Annotated in this window: 10 protein-coding genes and 1 pseudogene; 5 read left to right on the plus strand and 6 right to left on the minus strand. The window is 70.9% G+C overall.

The window, feature by feature from the left end; all coding sequences use genetic code 11:
* Positions 1–649: 649 nt before the first annotated feature.
* On the plus strand, positions 650–1,798 hold the full coding sequence (locus OIU81_RS34310) for a PP2C family protein-serine/threonine phosphatase (RefSeq protein WP_443074090.1): 1,149 nt from the start codon (positions 650–652) through the stop codon (positions 1,796–1,798).
* A gap of 24 nt (positions 1,799–1,822) precedes the next feature.
* On the opposite strand, the gene OIU81_RS34315 is transcribed toward OIU81_RS34310, so the two are convergent.
* From OIU81_RS34315 to OIU81_RS34330, 4 genes are all read right to left on the minus strand, one after another.
* Positions 1,823–2,965: an ABC transporter substrate-binding protein gene (locus tag OIU81_RS34315; RefSeq protein ID WP_443074091.1), complete on the minus strand. Its 1,143-nt coding sequence runs from the start codon at positions 2,963–2,965 to the stop codon at positions 1,823–1,825.
* Between the two features lie 82 nt (positions 2,966–3,047).
* Positions 3,048–5,870 (minus strand): SpoIIE family protein phosphatase, encoded by a 2,823-nt coding sequence (locus tag OIU81_RS34320; protein ID WP_443074092.1) that lies wholly within the window; start codon positions 5,868–5,870, stop codon positions 3,048–3,050.
* Complete coding sequence (locus OIU81_RS42435) at positions 5,761–6,306, minus strand: SDR family oxidoreductase (RefSeq protein ID WP_443074179.1); 546 nt, start codon at positions 6,304–6,306, stop codon at positions 5,761–5,763. The genes OIU81_RS34320 and OIU81_RS42435 overlap by 110 nt, the downstream gene beginning before the upstream one ends.
* 102 nt (positions 6,307–6,408) lie before the next feature.
* Positions 6,409–7,311, minus strand: a complete 903-nt coding sequence (locus OIU81_RS34330; RefSeq protein WP_329154117.1) for an SDR family oxidoreductase — start codon at positions 7,309–7,311, stop codon at positions 6,409–6,411.
* A gap of 298 nt (positions 7,312–7,609) precedes the next feature.
* On the opposite strand from OIU81_RS34330, the gene OIU81_RS34335 reads away from it, so the two are divergent.
* Entirely contained in the window at positions 7,610–8,065 is a 456-nt protein-coding gene (locus OIU81_RS34335; RefSeq protein WP_329154119.1) for an SRPBCC family protein, read from the plus strand.
* Positions 8,066–8,086: 21 nt separating this feature from the next.
* The gene (locus tag OIU81_RS34340) at positions 8,087–9,751 is read left to right on the plus strand and encodes a phytoene desaturase family protein (RefSeq protein WP_329154121.1); all 1,665 of its coding nucleotides are present in this window, start codon (positions 8,087–8,089) and stop codon (positions 9,749–9,751) included.
* Positions 9,752–9,806: 55 nt separating this feature from the next.
* Here OIU81_RS34340 and OIU81_RS34345 read toward each other — a convergent pair whose 3' ends face one another.
* Positions 9,807–10,502: an SDR family oxidoreductase gene (locus tag OIU81_RS34345; protein ID WP_329154123.1), complete on the minus strand. Its 696-nt coding sequence runs from the start codon at positions 10,500–10,502 to the stop codon at positions 9,807–9,809.
* 398 nt (positions 10,503–10,900) lie between these two features.
* On the opposite strand from OIU81_RS34345, the gene OIU81_RS34350 reads away from it, so the two are divergent.
* Complete coding sequence (locus tag OIU81_RS34350) at positions 10,901–11,809, plus strand: LysR family transcriptional regulator (RefSeq protein WP_329155564.1); 909 nt, start codon at positions 10,901–10,903, stop codon at positions 11,807–11,809.
* A gap of 88 nt (positions 11,810–11,897) precedes the next feature.
* On the opposite strand, the pseudogene OIU81_RS34355 reads toward OIU81_RS34350, so the two are convergent.
* Positions 11,898–12,005: pseudogene (locus OIU81_RS34355) on the minus strand (cupin domain-containing protein); the annotation flags it as partial.
* A 96-nt stretch (positions 12,006–12,101) separates the two neighbouring features.
* Here OIU81_RS34355 and OIU81_RS34360 point away from each other — a divergent pair.
* Positions 12,102–13,097 (plus strand): hypothetical protein, encoded by a 996-nt coding sequence (locus tag OIU81_RS34360; protein ID WP_329331544.1) that lies wholly within the window; start codon positions 12,102–12,104, stop codon positions 13,095–13,097.
* Positions 13,098–13,409 lie beyond the last annotated feature (312 nt).

Consider the following 13,409-nt stretch of genomic DNA (forward strand, 5'->3'; position numbering starts at 1 on the left):
GACCGGCTCTCCCTCGATCGGTCGGCCTCCACTGGGCTGCGGCAGCACGGTGAACCTCGCTGTAGGGGCTGACGGTCGGAACAATGCAGCGGGCCGGGCGTTCCACACGACCAAGTGACCAGCTGGGCCCAGGATAGAAGCGATAGTTGCCGTTTGACAACATTCGCCATAAGGCAACAATCTGTTCTCGTCACATCACGAGGCGGCTGCGCCTGCCGTGGCTGGGGACGAAAAGGCGGCCTGAGATCCGCTGCACGCTGTCAGAACATGAGCGTGGCCGCCGACGACACGTGGGCTGTCACCCTCATCGGTGAGGGGGAGGAGGCCGCCGCGTGGAACGCATCGAGCCCCGCCACCACACGGGAACGCGGCCGTGACCACGAGGCCCCCTCCCGGCGGGAGGACTCTCTGCCCACCCCTATGCGCCCCCCTCGGTTCAACGGCGCAAGGGGCGCCCACCCTTCCGCGCGCGTGGCGGCCCGGCCGGCCACGGTAACGGGACCCACCCGACCATTCTGTTCCGTCCTGTGGCGCGGTCCCCGTCAGCCCCCGCCTTTGCCCTCGTCCACGGACGAAGAATGCCTGAGAGACCGTGACTCAACCTCGTGAGGTAGAACGAGCCGTGCGGGCATCGGCCCCGCACGCTCTGGTGGACACGCTTCGTGAGGTGCTCGCCGAACGCTACGGAGCGCTCTGTGTGGAGTTGCTGCTCGCGGACCACGGGGCCACGGCGCTCACTCCCTTCGGTGCCGTGGGGGCGGCAGCCGCGCCGGTCCCGGTCGCCAACAGCGCCGAGGGCAGAGCGTTCGGCAGCCGGCAGCCCCACCAGCAGACCCGGCACGGGGACATCGTCAAGCACCACCTCCCGGTGGCCGTCCGGGGGGAGCGCACCGGCATCCTCACGGTGTGGCTGCCCGCCGAGCGGTCCGTTCCCGACGCCGTCCACGACCTTGTCCACACGGCCCGTCTGCTCGGCCACGAACTCCTGGTGGCCGAGCGCGACACCGACGTCTACCGACGGGCACGGCGCCTCAACCGGCTCACCCTGGCCGCCGAGATGCAGTGGCAACTCCTCCCGGCCGGGGCCTGTTCCGCCGAGGAGTACGCCATCGGCGCCCAGCTCGAACCCGCCCACGACACCAACGGCGACCACTACGACTGGGCCTGCGACGCCGACGAGCTGACCCTCGCCGTCACCGACGGCATGGGCACCGGCGTCAATGCCTCGATGCTCACCCACCTCGCCGTCAGCGCGCTGCGCAACGCCCGCCGGGCCGGTATCAGCATCGAGGACCAGGCGGCACTGGCCGATCAGGCCCTCTACGCCCACTACCGGGGAGCCGCCTACGTCTCCACCCTGTTGCTGCGCTTCGACTTCGCGACGGGCCGGGTCCAGGCCGTGGACGCCGGTTCGCCCCAGCTGTGGCGCATGCGGGGAAGAGCGGTCGAGCGCATAGAACTCGATCCCCAGATGCCGCTCGGCATGTTCGAGGAGACGCACTACAAGGCGCAGGAATTCGACGTGCTGTCCGGGGACCGGCTGCTCGTCGTCAGCGACGGCGTGTACGCGGCGCAGTCGCCCCAGGGGGAGGCGTACGAGGAACGTGCCCTGGCCCGGGCCCTCCACGCCGGCGGGCTGCTCCCGGCCGCCGCCGTGCCCCGCGCCGTACTGCGTGACCTGGCCGAGTTCCGTGCCGCGGAATCGCCGGACGACGCGCTGGTGCTCTGCGTCGACTGGTTCGGGAAGCCCGGGGACCGGCCGCCCGGACCGGTGAGCTCCGGGGGCGGAGCCCGTTAGCGGCCGGGGAAAGGGAGAGGCGGATCAGCCGCCGACCGCCTTGGCCCAGTTCTCCCGGACGGTGCGCACCGCCTTGTTCAGCTGGGCCTCGGTCGGGAACTGCGGAGTGCCCTCGACCGTCGGCAGCCGTGCGGCCAGGGCGTTGTTGAGGGTGCCGTTCTTCGCCATGGCGTCCATCAGCACCGGGCGGGCGTAGTCCACGAGGCGGAGGTTCTGGCCTTCCGGACTGAACAGGTACTCCTCCCACAGCCGCGCCGCCGCGGGGTGGGGGGCGTCCTTGTTGACCGCCTGCGCGTAGTACTGCGAGAAGCTGCCGTCGAAGGGAATGGAGACCTTCCAGTTCACGCCGGTCCCGCGCAGTTGGTCGAGGTGCCCCAGGTTGAGGTAGTCCCATTCGATGCTGATCGGGGTCTTGCCCTTGGCGATCGGGACCGGGCTGGGGGCGGCTCGGTTGTAGTTGCCGACTCTGTTGAGCCGGGCGAAGAAGTCGATGCCCGGCTGGATGTCGTCGAACGACCCCCCGTTGGCGAGCGCCGCCGCGTACACGGCGGCGAAGGCCGATCCCGCGATCGTGGGCTGGCCGTACATCGAGACCAGGCCCTTGTACTCCGGCCGCAGGAGATCCGCGAAGGAATCGGGGCAGGACCGGACGCGGGAGGCGTCGCAGCCGAGGGAGATGTAGCCGCCGTAGTTGTTGTACCAGCGGGCCTTGGGGTCCTTCTGCTCCGGTGGGATCTGGTCGAACGGCGCGACCCGGTAGGGGGCCAGCAGATGCTGCCGCGCCGCGGACTGGGCGAAGGAATCCCCGACGTCGATCACGTCGGGGGCACTCCGCCGGCCGCGGTAGCGCTTCATGGTCTCGATTTCCTGCTCGCTGTGGTCGTCCGGGTCGTTGACGACGACCTTGATGCCGTACTTCTTCTCGAAGCCGTCGATCAGTCCGCCGTAGTTGGCCCACTGGCGCGGCAGCGCGATCGCGTTGAGCCTGCCCTCCCGCTTCGCCGCCTTGATCAGTGCCGCTGTCCCGCCCACGTCCGCGGCCGACTCGGCCCGCGAGGGCGGGACCGGCCGGGCGGGGCCCCCTTCCTGGCAGGCGCCGAGGCCGAGCGTCACCAGGCCGAGAGCGCACAGGAGGGCGCCTGCGCGGACCCGATGATGTGTCGTCACAACGCCTCCAGCAGGACCAGGTGAGGGGCGGTCCGCCGGGCGTTCAACCGCCCGAAGCGTCGCTCTGCGGCAATGGTCCGGATTAGCCTACTCTGCCCCCTCGGTCCGGCGGCTCCTCTTCCGGGGGCGGGGCGTCGGAGCCGATCGCCTGAGCGGCCCAGATCGTCTTGCCCCTGGGAGAGTAGCGGGTGCCCCACTGCTCGGCGAACTGCGCCACCAGGAAGAGACCGCGGCCCTCTTCGTCGGTGTCCTTCGCCTGGCGGATGTGCGGGGAGGTGCTGCTGCCGTCGGAGACCTCGCAGATCAGGGTGCGGGTGTGCAGGAGCCGCACGTGGATGGGCTCGGCACCGTGGCGGATGGCGTTGGTGATCAGTTCGCTGAGGATGAGTTCGGTGCCGAAGGCGAGGGGCTGCAGACCCCACTCAGCCAACTGGCGGACGCAGGCGTTACGGACCGGGCCCACCGCCGCCGGGTCGCGGGGCACCTCCCACTCGGCGACGTGTGCCGGGTCCAGCCGCCGGGTCCGGGCCACCAGCAGCGCGACATCGTCGGCCGACCGGGCGGGCAGCAGCGCGCGCATGACGGTGGCGCAGGTGGCCTCCGGCGTACGGTCCGGCCCGGCGAGGGTCGCGCGCAGAGTTTCCAGTCCCGCGTCCAGGTCGCGGTTGCGGTCCTCGACCAGCCCGTCGGTGTAGAGCACCAGCCGGGAGCCCTCCGGCAGCGACAGTTCAGCGGTCTCGAAGGGCAGCCCGGTGCCCAGCCCCAGCGGCGGGGAGACCGGCGAGTGCAGGAACTCCACCCTCCCGTCGGGGTAGGCCACGGCCGGCGGCAGATGGCCGGCCGTGGCCGCGGTGACCCGTCCGGAGACGGCGTCATACACGACGTACAGACAGGTGGCGCCGGTGATCGCCGGCGCCTCCTCGGCGTCCTCGTCCTGGACGTCGATATGGGTCACCAGCTCGTCCAGGTGGCCCAGCAGCTCGTCGGGGGAGAGGTCCAGGGCCGAGAAGTTGTGCACGGCGATGCGCAGCCGGCCCATGGTGGCCGCCGCGTGCAGGCCGTGTCCGACCACGTCGCCGACGACCAGCGCCACCCGGGCGCCGGGCAGCGGGATGACGTCGAACCAGTCCCCGCCCACGCCCGCCTGGGCGGGCAGATAGCGGTGCGCCACCTCCAGGGCGTCCTGGTCCGGCAGGCCGCGGGGCATCAGACTGCGCTGGAGCGTCATCGCCATCGTGCGCTCGCGGGTGTAGCGCCGGGCGTTGTCGATCCCCACCGCGGCCCGCCCCGTCAGTTCCTCGGCGAAGGACAGGTCCTCGTCGTCGAACGGAGCGGAGCTTCCCGACCGCCAGAAGTTCACCATCCCCAGCACCACCCCCCGGGCGCGCAGCGGTACGACCGCCAGGGAATGCACCCCGTGGTCCAGGATGCGCTGGGCGCGTTCCGGGTCCTGGGACCGCCAGGCGGACGAGCCCGCCAGGTCCGGCTCCACCGTCGCGCCGGCCTGGTCCGCGCTCGCCGCCGCCGAGGTGCCCGGGACGCACGTGAGCAGCTCGTCCACGGGGTACAGCGGATGGTCCGGCGTCAGGCCGGCGATGGCCGTCCGGCGCATGTCGGTACCTGCCTCGGTCGGCTCCTCGCCCCTCAGGACCGGGTCCTGCAGCGCGACGGTGACGATATCGGCGAACCGGGGGACCGCCACCTGCGCCAGTTCCTCGGCGGTGCGCGCGACGTTCAGCGTGGAGCCGATCCGTACGCCGGCGTCGTAGAGGAGCCGCAACCGCTCCCGCGCCACCTCGGCGCGCCCTGACAGCCACCTCAGTTCGGTGGTGTCGCGCAGGGTCACCACGCTGCCCTGGTGGGTGCCGTACGGGCTGGTGGACCGCTTGTTGACGGCCAGCAGTCTGTCCTGGGCCAGGTGCACCTCGTCGGTGGCGATCCGGTCCGACGCCAGGAGTTCGGCGGTGCTGTGGTCCAGCCCCAGGTCGTCGACGGGGCGTCCCTCCGCGTCGGCCGGCAGGTCCAGCAGCCGTCGTGCCTCGTCGTTGGCCAGCACCAGTCGCCCGTTGTGGCCGACGATGAGAACGCCCTCCCGCACCGCGTGCAGGACGGCGTCGTGATGCTCGTACATCCGGGTCATCTCGGCCGGCCCCAGGCCGTGGGTCTGCCGGCGCAGTCGACGGCTCACCAGCCCCGCGCCTCCTCCCGCGAGTGCCAGCGCCACGACCGCGGTGCCCAGGAAGAGCGGCAGCTGCCGGTGGACCGACTTCTGCACCTTCTCCACCGTGACCGGTGCGGCGACGATGGCGATGACCCTGCCCGAGGCGTCCTTGACGGGGGCCGCGGAGATCACGGAGAGGCCCAGGGCGCCCTGGAAGGTCCTGGTGAAGGGCTTGCCCCGGGCGGCCTCGGCATACGGGCCGATGACGTGCTTGCCGATCTGCCGCGGGTCGCTGTGGGTGAGGGTGATCCCGTCGAGCTTGTACACGATGAGGGCGTCGACGCCGGAGGCCTTCCGGGCCTCCTCGGCGAGCGGCTGGAGCTTCGCGGTCGGATCGGCGCTGTTCAGGGCCTGCTGGAGCCCCCAGGAGTGCGCGAAGGACTCCGCGGCGGCGAGCGTCCGGTGCCGGGCGTCGGTCATGATGTCCCGCTGGGTCTGCACGACGAAGGCCACCACTGCCGCCGCGACGAGCAGCACCACGAGCACCAACTGGAGGAGGAAGACCTCCCGGGCGACGCTGCGTGTCACCCACGAGCGCCGTATGCGCTGCCCCTCTCCAGCCTCCGTGGAGGGGTCACCCCGGCGGTTGCCGGTGTCGCTCCCGGCAGGGGCCGTGCCCGGAAAAGCGGAACGACCGGGCGCGCGGCTCAGCCAACGCCGGAATCGCCCCGAATGTCCGCTCATGACTTACATTTATCCTGCTTCCCCCGGGCGTCGGCAAGGCGTGCACGGCAGCTGCCTCACAGGCCGGCGAGGCCGAGGCGGGGGCGGGCTCTGCGCCCCCGGCCGCGACGGTATCGGGCAGCGTCGCCGGGATGAGGGGCGTCCAGACGGGTCCGGGTGCGACCGCGTGGACGCGGTTGCCGTCCGAGGCGAGCCTCCGCGCGAGCCCCTGCGTGCAGGTGACGAAGGCGCCCTTCGCCATGGCGTGATCGAGCAGGCGCGGGCTCGGCTTGTGGGCCCGCACGGACGCGGAGTTGTTGATGATGCAGCTGCCCTTGGGCATGTGGGGCAGCGCCTTCTTCGACAGCCAGAACCTCCTGTACGGGTGCGTTCGCACCACCCGGTCGAACTCGACCCGTCGCCCCGTCTCTCGCGCCCCGTTCTCCTCGGCCGCCAGATGGGTGAAGACGACGTCAGCTCCCGGGCGTACGACGGCGCCACCGCCCGTCCGATCCCGGAATCGCCGCCGGTCAGCAGGGCTTTGCGGTCGGTTGGGCGGTCAGCCGGCCGGGCCGTCGGGAGGCCCCTGTCCAGGTGTCCTCTCCGCCGCCTTGCCACCCGCTCCGAGCAGAGCGGTCGCCGTGAGGTCGGAGCGGCCGGTGAGGCGCGCGAACCGATGCCGGGAACGGCGCGTGATGATCCCCGGCAGGCCCGCCCGCACGGCCTGGACGGCCCGCAGCCAGGGCTGGGCGTAGACGACGGCGGCGCGGCGCTCGACGCCGTGGACCAGACGGGCGGCCACCGGGTCCACTCGATACGTCGTCGAGGCGGGCCACGGCAGCTCGGCGCGCAGCACCCGCATGGCCGAGTGGCCCTCGGCGGCTCGGATCATCTCCGTGTCGGCCCAGCTGAGATAGGCGATCCCCACTCCCACCCCGCGGTGCGCCAGCTCCGCACGCAGGGAGTGCGCGAACGCCTCGGCCCCCGACTTGGAGGCGCAGTACGCCGACATCATCGGTGCGGCGACGATCCCCGCCAGCGAGGAGACCTGCAAGTAGTAGCCGTGCGTACGCAACAGGCCGGGGAGGAACACACGGGCGGTGACCGCGCTGCCCAGCAGATTGACCTCCACGACGCGACGCCACGTCGCGGGGGCGGTATCCAGGAAGGGCCCGCCCGCCGCCACTCCGGCGTTGGCGACCACCACGGACGGTGGGCCGAGGCGTTCGGTCACCTGGGCGGCCGTCCGTGCCATCGCGGCCTCGTCGGTGATGTCCACCGGCCAGTGCGCGCTCTCGCCGGGCAGCGATGCCGCCACGCGGGCGAGTTCGCCCTCCTCCAGCCCGAGCAGGGCCACCGTGGCTCCCCGTCGTACGAGGGCACGCGCCATGGCCTCGCCCAGGCCACGGGCGGCGCCGGTGACCACGGCGATGCGCCCGCGCAGGGGCAGTTCTTCGGCCATCGCCACGTCTCCGTGTTCCGCCTGCCGCCGGGCTCTGCCCACCCCGTAGGGCCGGCTGGGTGAGGGGGATCTTCACTGTAATGCCGAACCGTCAGGAGTTCCTGCGCACGCCGGTGAGCGGCCGGTGAGCAGGCCGGTGCGGGGCGCCCGCGGCAGCCCGCACGCCTGCCGCAGGCGCGTGCACCGCCAGTCGACCGCGGACGGCCGAGTGCGCCGAGCCGCTCTAGGCTGACACTCGACGACCGCTGACGACGACCGCTGACGATCAGCTCCATCGAGATGCCGGAGGGCGAAGCGCATGGCTGTGAGGCATCAGCTGATCAAGAGGGCTCCGGACGCGGTCTGGGCGGTCCTCGCCGACCCCTCCCGTTACGCGGACTGGGTCGTCGGCACGGCACGTTCACGGCCCGATGAAGGGGTCTGGCCCGAGCCGGGCTCCACCCTCGCGTACACCGTCCGCGTCGGGCCCTGGACGCTGAACGGTCACACCACCGTCCGCCGCTGCGACCCGCCCCGGGAGCTGGAACTGGAAGTCGACAGCGGCTCGCTGGGCACCGCCCGGATCGCCATCGACGTCCGCCCGTGGGGCGAGCACACCCTCGTCATCGTCGACGAGCACCCCCTGACCGGGCCCGGCGGGGTGCTGCACAACGCGGCCCTGGACGCCTTCCTCCAGCTGCGCCACCGCAGCATGCTGAGCCGGCTCGCCACGGTGGTCGAGAACTCTCCACGGGAGCGCAGCGCCAGACACTGATCCGTGAACAAGGAGACAGCGATGCCCGACGCGGTGGTGATCGGCGCCGGCCCCAATGGCCTGGTCGCCGCGAACCTGCTGGCGGACGACGGGTGGACGGTCGAGGTGCTGGAGGCCCAGCCGGAGCCGGGCGGCGCGGTCCGCAGTGACCGCGGAGTCCACCCCGACTACGTCAACGACCTGTGCAGCTCGTTCTATCCGCTGGCCGCCGCTTCACCGGTGCTCAGGGCGCTCCGCCTCGAAGAAGAAGGGCTCGCCTGGAGCCATGCGCCCCGGGTCCTCGCTCACCCCTTGCGGGACGGCCGGTGCGCGCTCCTGGAGCGGAACGTGCAGGACACCGCCCGTGCCCTGGACGGTTTCGCCGCCGGCGACGGCGCGGCCTGGCGCGAGCTGTGCGAGGTCTGGGACCGCGTCGGGAACGACCTCATCGCCGCCCTGTTCACGCCCTTCCCTCCGGTGCGCGCCGGGGCCCGGCTCCTGGCCCGGCTGCGCGGGGCAGGTGGACTGCGTCTGGCGCGGACGATGCTGCTGCCGGTACGACGCCTGGGCGAGGAGGAATTCCGCGGCGAGGCCGGCCGGTTGCTGCTCGCCGGCAACGCCCTGCACGCCGACCTCGCCCCGGAGGCGGCGGGCAGCGGCGGCTTGGGCTGGCTGATGTCGATGCTCGGCCAGTCCGTCGGCTTCCCCGTCCCGGCCGGCGGTGCCGGAGCGCTCACCGATGCCCTGGTGCGGCGGCTGGAGCGGCGCGGCGGCGTGGTGCGGTGCAACGAACGTGTCGTCGAGATCGTGGTGCGCGGTGGCCGTGCCGTGGCGGTGCGCACGGCCGGCGGCGAGACGGTCCCGGCCGGGCGGGCCGTCATGGCGGACGTCTCCGTACCCGCCCTGTACGGCGAACTCCTCGACGCCCGGTACGTTCCCGGCCGGCTCCTCGCGGATCTGCGCCGGTTCCAGTGGGACTTCGCCACCTTCAAGGTCGACTGGGCACTTGGGGACAAGGTGCCCTGGACCGCCGAGGACGCGGCCACCGCGGGCACCGTGCACCTGGCCGACGGGGTCGACGGCCTGACCCGCTTCGCCTCCCAACTCGCCATGGGACAGGTGCCGGACCGGCCCTTCGCGCTGCTCGGACAGATGACCACCGCCGATGCCACGCGCTCGCCGGCCGGCACGGAATCCGCCTGGGCCTACACCCACGTACCGCATCACGTCCGCGGCGACGCCGGCGACGACGGCCTGACGGGGGAGTGGAACGAGGCCGAGCAGCAGGCCATGGCCGATCGCATGGAACACCAGGTGGAGCGTTACGCACCCGGATTCCGCTCCCGGATCCGGGCCCGCCGGATCCTCGCGCCGCCCACTCTGCAGGCCATGAACGCCAACCTGCACGGCGGCTCGATCAATGGCGGCACCACCGCCCTCCACCAGCAACTCGTCTTCCGCCCGACACCCGGGACCGGGCGCCCCGAGACCCCCGTCAACGGCCTGTACCTGGCCTCGGCCGGCGCCCACCCCGGCGGCGGGGTGCACGGCGCACCGGGCGCCAACGCCGCACGCGCGGCCCTGCGCACCTGGTCGGCGAGCGGCGTACTCAGCCGCACCCAGCGCCTGCTCGCCCGCCGCGACCGAAGGGGCATGCGCACGGACCGTTCCGTTCATGAGACGTCACGGCGCACATCCGCAGGCTGAAATCGCCATCTCTGCTGCTGAGTTGATGGCCGCCGTCGCGCTCACCCTCTCCCGTCTACCAGGGAACGACCTGCCCCTGGTAGTCGAGAAACCGGAGACCGGGCTTCCCTCGATGGCGCTCGATCGTCTCCGCGACCCCGGGGATGCTCTCCTCCACGCTGAGATCGGCGTCAGGCCCGCCGAGTTCGGTGCGCACCCAGCCAGGGTCGATGAGCAGCAGCGTCCGCGTGTCCTCGGCATTGCGGGCGGCATAGCTGCGCATCAGCTGGTTCAGTGCCGACTTGCTGGCTCTGTACAGGTCCTGCCCGCCCTCGGTGTTCAGAGCGATGCTTCCCTGGTCGGAGGACATCACGCCGATGGTCCCGGTCGGTGTGACCAGTGGGCGGAGGGACTCCACGACGCGCATCGGGCTGAGTGCGTTGGTGATCATGACCTCGGTGAACATATCCGTCGGGACCTCGCCGATCGGGATATCGCCGCGCGTGATGGCGGCGTTGACGAAGAGCAGGTCGAGGGTGCGCCGTGCCAGTCGGTCGCGCAGTGCCGAGATCTGCTCCGGCTCGGTCATCTCCAGCGACTCAATGGTCAGTCGCCCGTCGGACGCCTCGGCCAGGTCGTGGAGGCCGGTGCGCCGGCTGCCGCGGACCGTGCCGATGACGTCCCAGCCACGGCGGAGGTACTCGGCGGCGAGTGCGAGGCCCAGGGTCCGGGAGGCCCCGACGACGAGCGCGGTCTTGCGGGTGTCGGTCATCTTGCTTCCTATCGTGGGTCAGGTCGTGGGTCAGGTCGTGCGTCAGGTCGTGGGTCAGGACAGTCGCGGGGCCTCGTTCATGGCCGTCGTCGGTCGGCGGTCGTTCGCCGGCGGACGGTCGCATCGGGGAGCAACTGCGGCAGGGGGACGAGTGTGTGCGTGAGCCGGCCAGGACATCGACGCGCTCACGGGCGGCGTCGGAGAACGTGGCGGGGACGCGCACGAGGACCGTTATGCCTTTCGCCGTGGGAGGGAGCGTCCTCCAGCGAATTGCTCAGGAACCTGGCTGCCGATGCGGTTTGTCGGAGCGGTGCTGACGATCATGCTTCAAGTCTCCGAGTGGTCCGGCCGGGCGTCCAATACTCTTCCGACCACATTGATACCGTTAAGGTATGGATCTGGATTTGGATCTGCGGAAGCTCCGCTATTTCGTCGCGGTGGCCGAGCATCGGCACTTCGGCCGGGCGGCACAGGCGCTGTTCCTCGCGCAGCCGGTCCTCAGTCGGCAAATCCGCGCGTTCGAGCAGGAGTTGGGGTCCCTGCTGTTCACGCGGACCACGCGCAGCGTTGAACTGACCCCCGCGGGGCGGCAGTTGTACGAGGAGGCGCGAAGGATCACCACGGTGGTGGAGGCGGCCCTGCGGCGCGTGCACGAGGCGGACCGGGGCGCGCAGCGGCTCGTCGTCGCCTTCTCGCCCGGCCTGCATGTATCGGACGCGATCCGGGCGTTCACGGCGAGCCACCCAGATGTCGAGATCGATGTCTTTCCGCTGCGCTGGTGGGAGCAGGATGCCCCGCTTCGTGACGGCCGCGCGCACGTCGGATACCTCCGGCGCCCCTTCGACGACGCGGGGCTGCACACCGTCCCCATCGGCCACGAGACCAAGGTCGCGTGCCTGCCCGTGACGCATCCGCTGGCCGGCCGTCACACACTCACGTCGACCGATCTCGACGGTGAGTCGATCCTCGACGTCAGGACACGGCGTACGTCCTCACTGGAGGAAAAGTTCGAGCTCATCGCCTCCGGACAGCGCATCGCACTCGTCCCTCTCAGCGTCGCCGGCTCGTACTCCCGCCCCGACCTCGTCTATCTGTCCGTCACCGATGCCCTCCCGGTCGAGACGTGCCTGGCGGCACCGGAGAGCAGCGCCGCGGGCCCCGTGCAGGACTTCCTGGGCATCGCCACCACAACACTGCGCCGGCACTCCGGCGATGCGGGGAGGGAGGCGGCCGGGACCGCGAACCCGGCGTCCAACGGCAACGGCCGCCACAGCCGGAAGCCGGCACCCGCGCCGTCCGCAGACTGACCGAGTCGGCGTCCGGCCATCGCCCTGGGCAGGCGCGAGGAGCGCGGGTTGTCCAGCCCGCCGGCCCGCCGACCCGTCAGTCAGCTGGTCAGCTGGTCAGCAGGGAGATCCCGAGCATCCGTGCGCCCGTTTCGGTACGGGGCCGATGCCGGCTGCCGGGGGCGAACACGACATACGTACCGGGTCCGTGGCGCTCCTCTCTCGGGCTGAGCCTTTTGGCACCAGGGCGACCCTCCCACGGCAACAATGGGCTTTGTTGCAAACACAGTTGGGGGTGCTGATGGTTGAGACAGTGGTTCAGATCTTCGCGCAGATGGCTGGCGGGGCTCTGACTTCGGTGGGTACCGGGGTGGGACAAGCGGTATCAGACCTTGTGCGTGAGCGTTTCGCGACAGATGAACGTGGCCGTTCGGCAGTACAGGCAGTCGATGACCAGCCCGGAAGCCCGGAGGCGGCTGCCTCACTCAGATCCGTGCTGCGAGCTGAGTTGGAGGCCGACCCGGAGTTCGCCCGGAAGATCTCCGCCGCCTTGGAAGAGCCCCCGCCTGCCGCCTCCTGGCGCTCGGCCTCTGGCAGCATCACGATTGACGGCACAACGATGCGGGGTAAGCAGACAATCGCCCTCGGGCCCGTGACGTTCCACAACACACGCAATGTCCGGCTGTCCCTGGTCGGTGCCGCCTTGGTCTTTCTCGCCCTGGTCATCTGGGGAATCTACGGTGGGGCACGGCTGGTCACCGGAGGTGACCCCGGTGAGGAAAGAGCTGTGACGGCGCTGAGCGCCGCAGATCTGCGTCAGGTAATCCCCGGCCCCGGAAGCCTGCCGGCAAAGTGGACACGGCCCAAGCCGCCCGAGCACGTGATGAACAGGAAAGCTCCAGGGCTGGTCACGGCCGAGAGCGTCGGCTACCTGATGGGGGACCCGGACGCCGAGATGTCCATTATTGCCGCCGGTTTCACGGACGCGGGCAAGGCCAGCGACTTCCTCCGCGCCGTGAAGAAGTCGAATGACCCGGACGGACAGGCGGAGAAGAAGGGCATCAGCGTCCCGATGCCGAAAATCGGGGATGAACTCTGGGCCGTAACAGAGCCCGCCAGCAGTATGTACTCCGGCGGCGCCTACCTGGCTCTGCGTGTCGGCACCGTTCTCGTGACTATCCATGGCGATGACACTGACGACCAGGCCTTCTCCACATCACGGCTGGAAGTATTGGCGAGAATGATGGCTGAACGGGCGCAGCAGGCGCAGAACGGCCAAGCTCCGACCGCCTATGTACGCGATGCCTGAAACGCACATCAGCCGGCCACCACGTTCGCGGCATGTCTCAGGCTGAGTGCGCCACCTGGGGCGGGGTGATGGGCAGGCGGTTCGGATTCTTCCTGCCCCTACCCACTACTCGTCCGGCACCAGTCGCTCAACCAGATCCGTCATGAGCTGCCCAACGACCGGCCCTCGCCATAAGAAACGACGTCTTCATCGCGGGCGGGCGCGGCACGCTGGTGGACTCGCTACCCCCAACTACCGATGTCTGGCTGCCGCCTGGCGCCGCTCGGCCTGGCCCTGGCCCCATCGGGATGTTCATGCGAGCCGGCCGCACTT

Origin of the sequence: Streptomyces sp. NBC_01454 (assembly GCF_036227565.1) — a bacterium.
Taxonomy (GTDB): Bacteria; Actinomycetota; Actinomycetes; order Streptomycetales; family Streptomycetaceae; genus Streptomyces.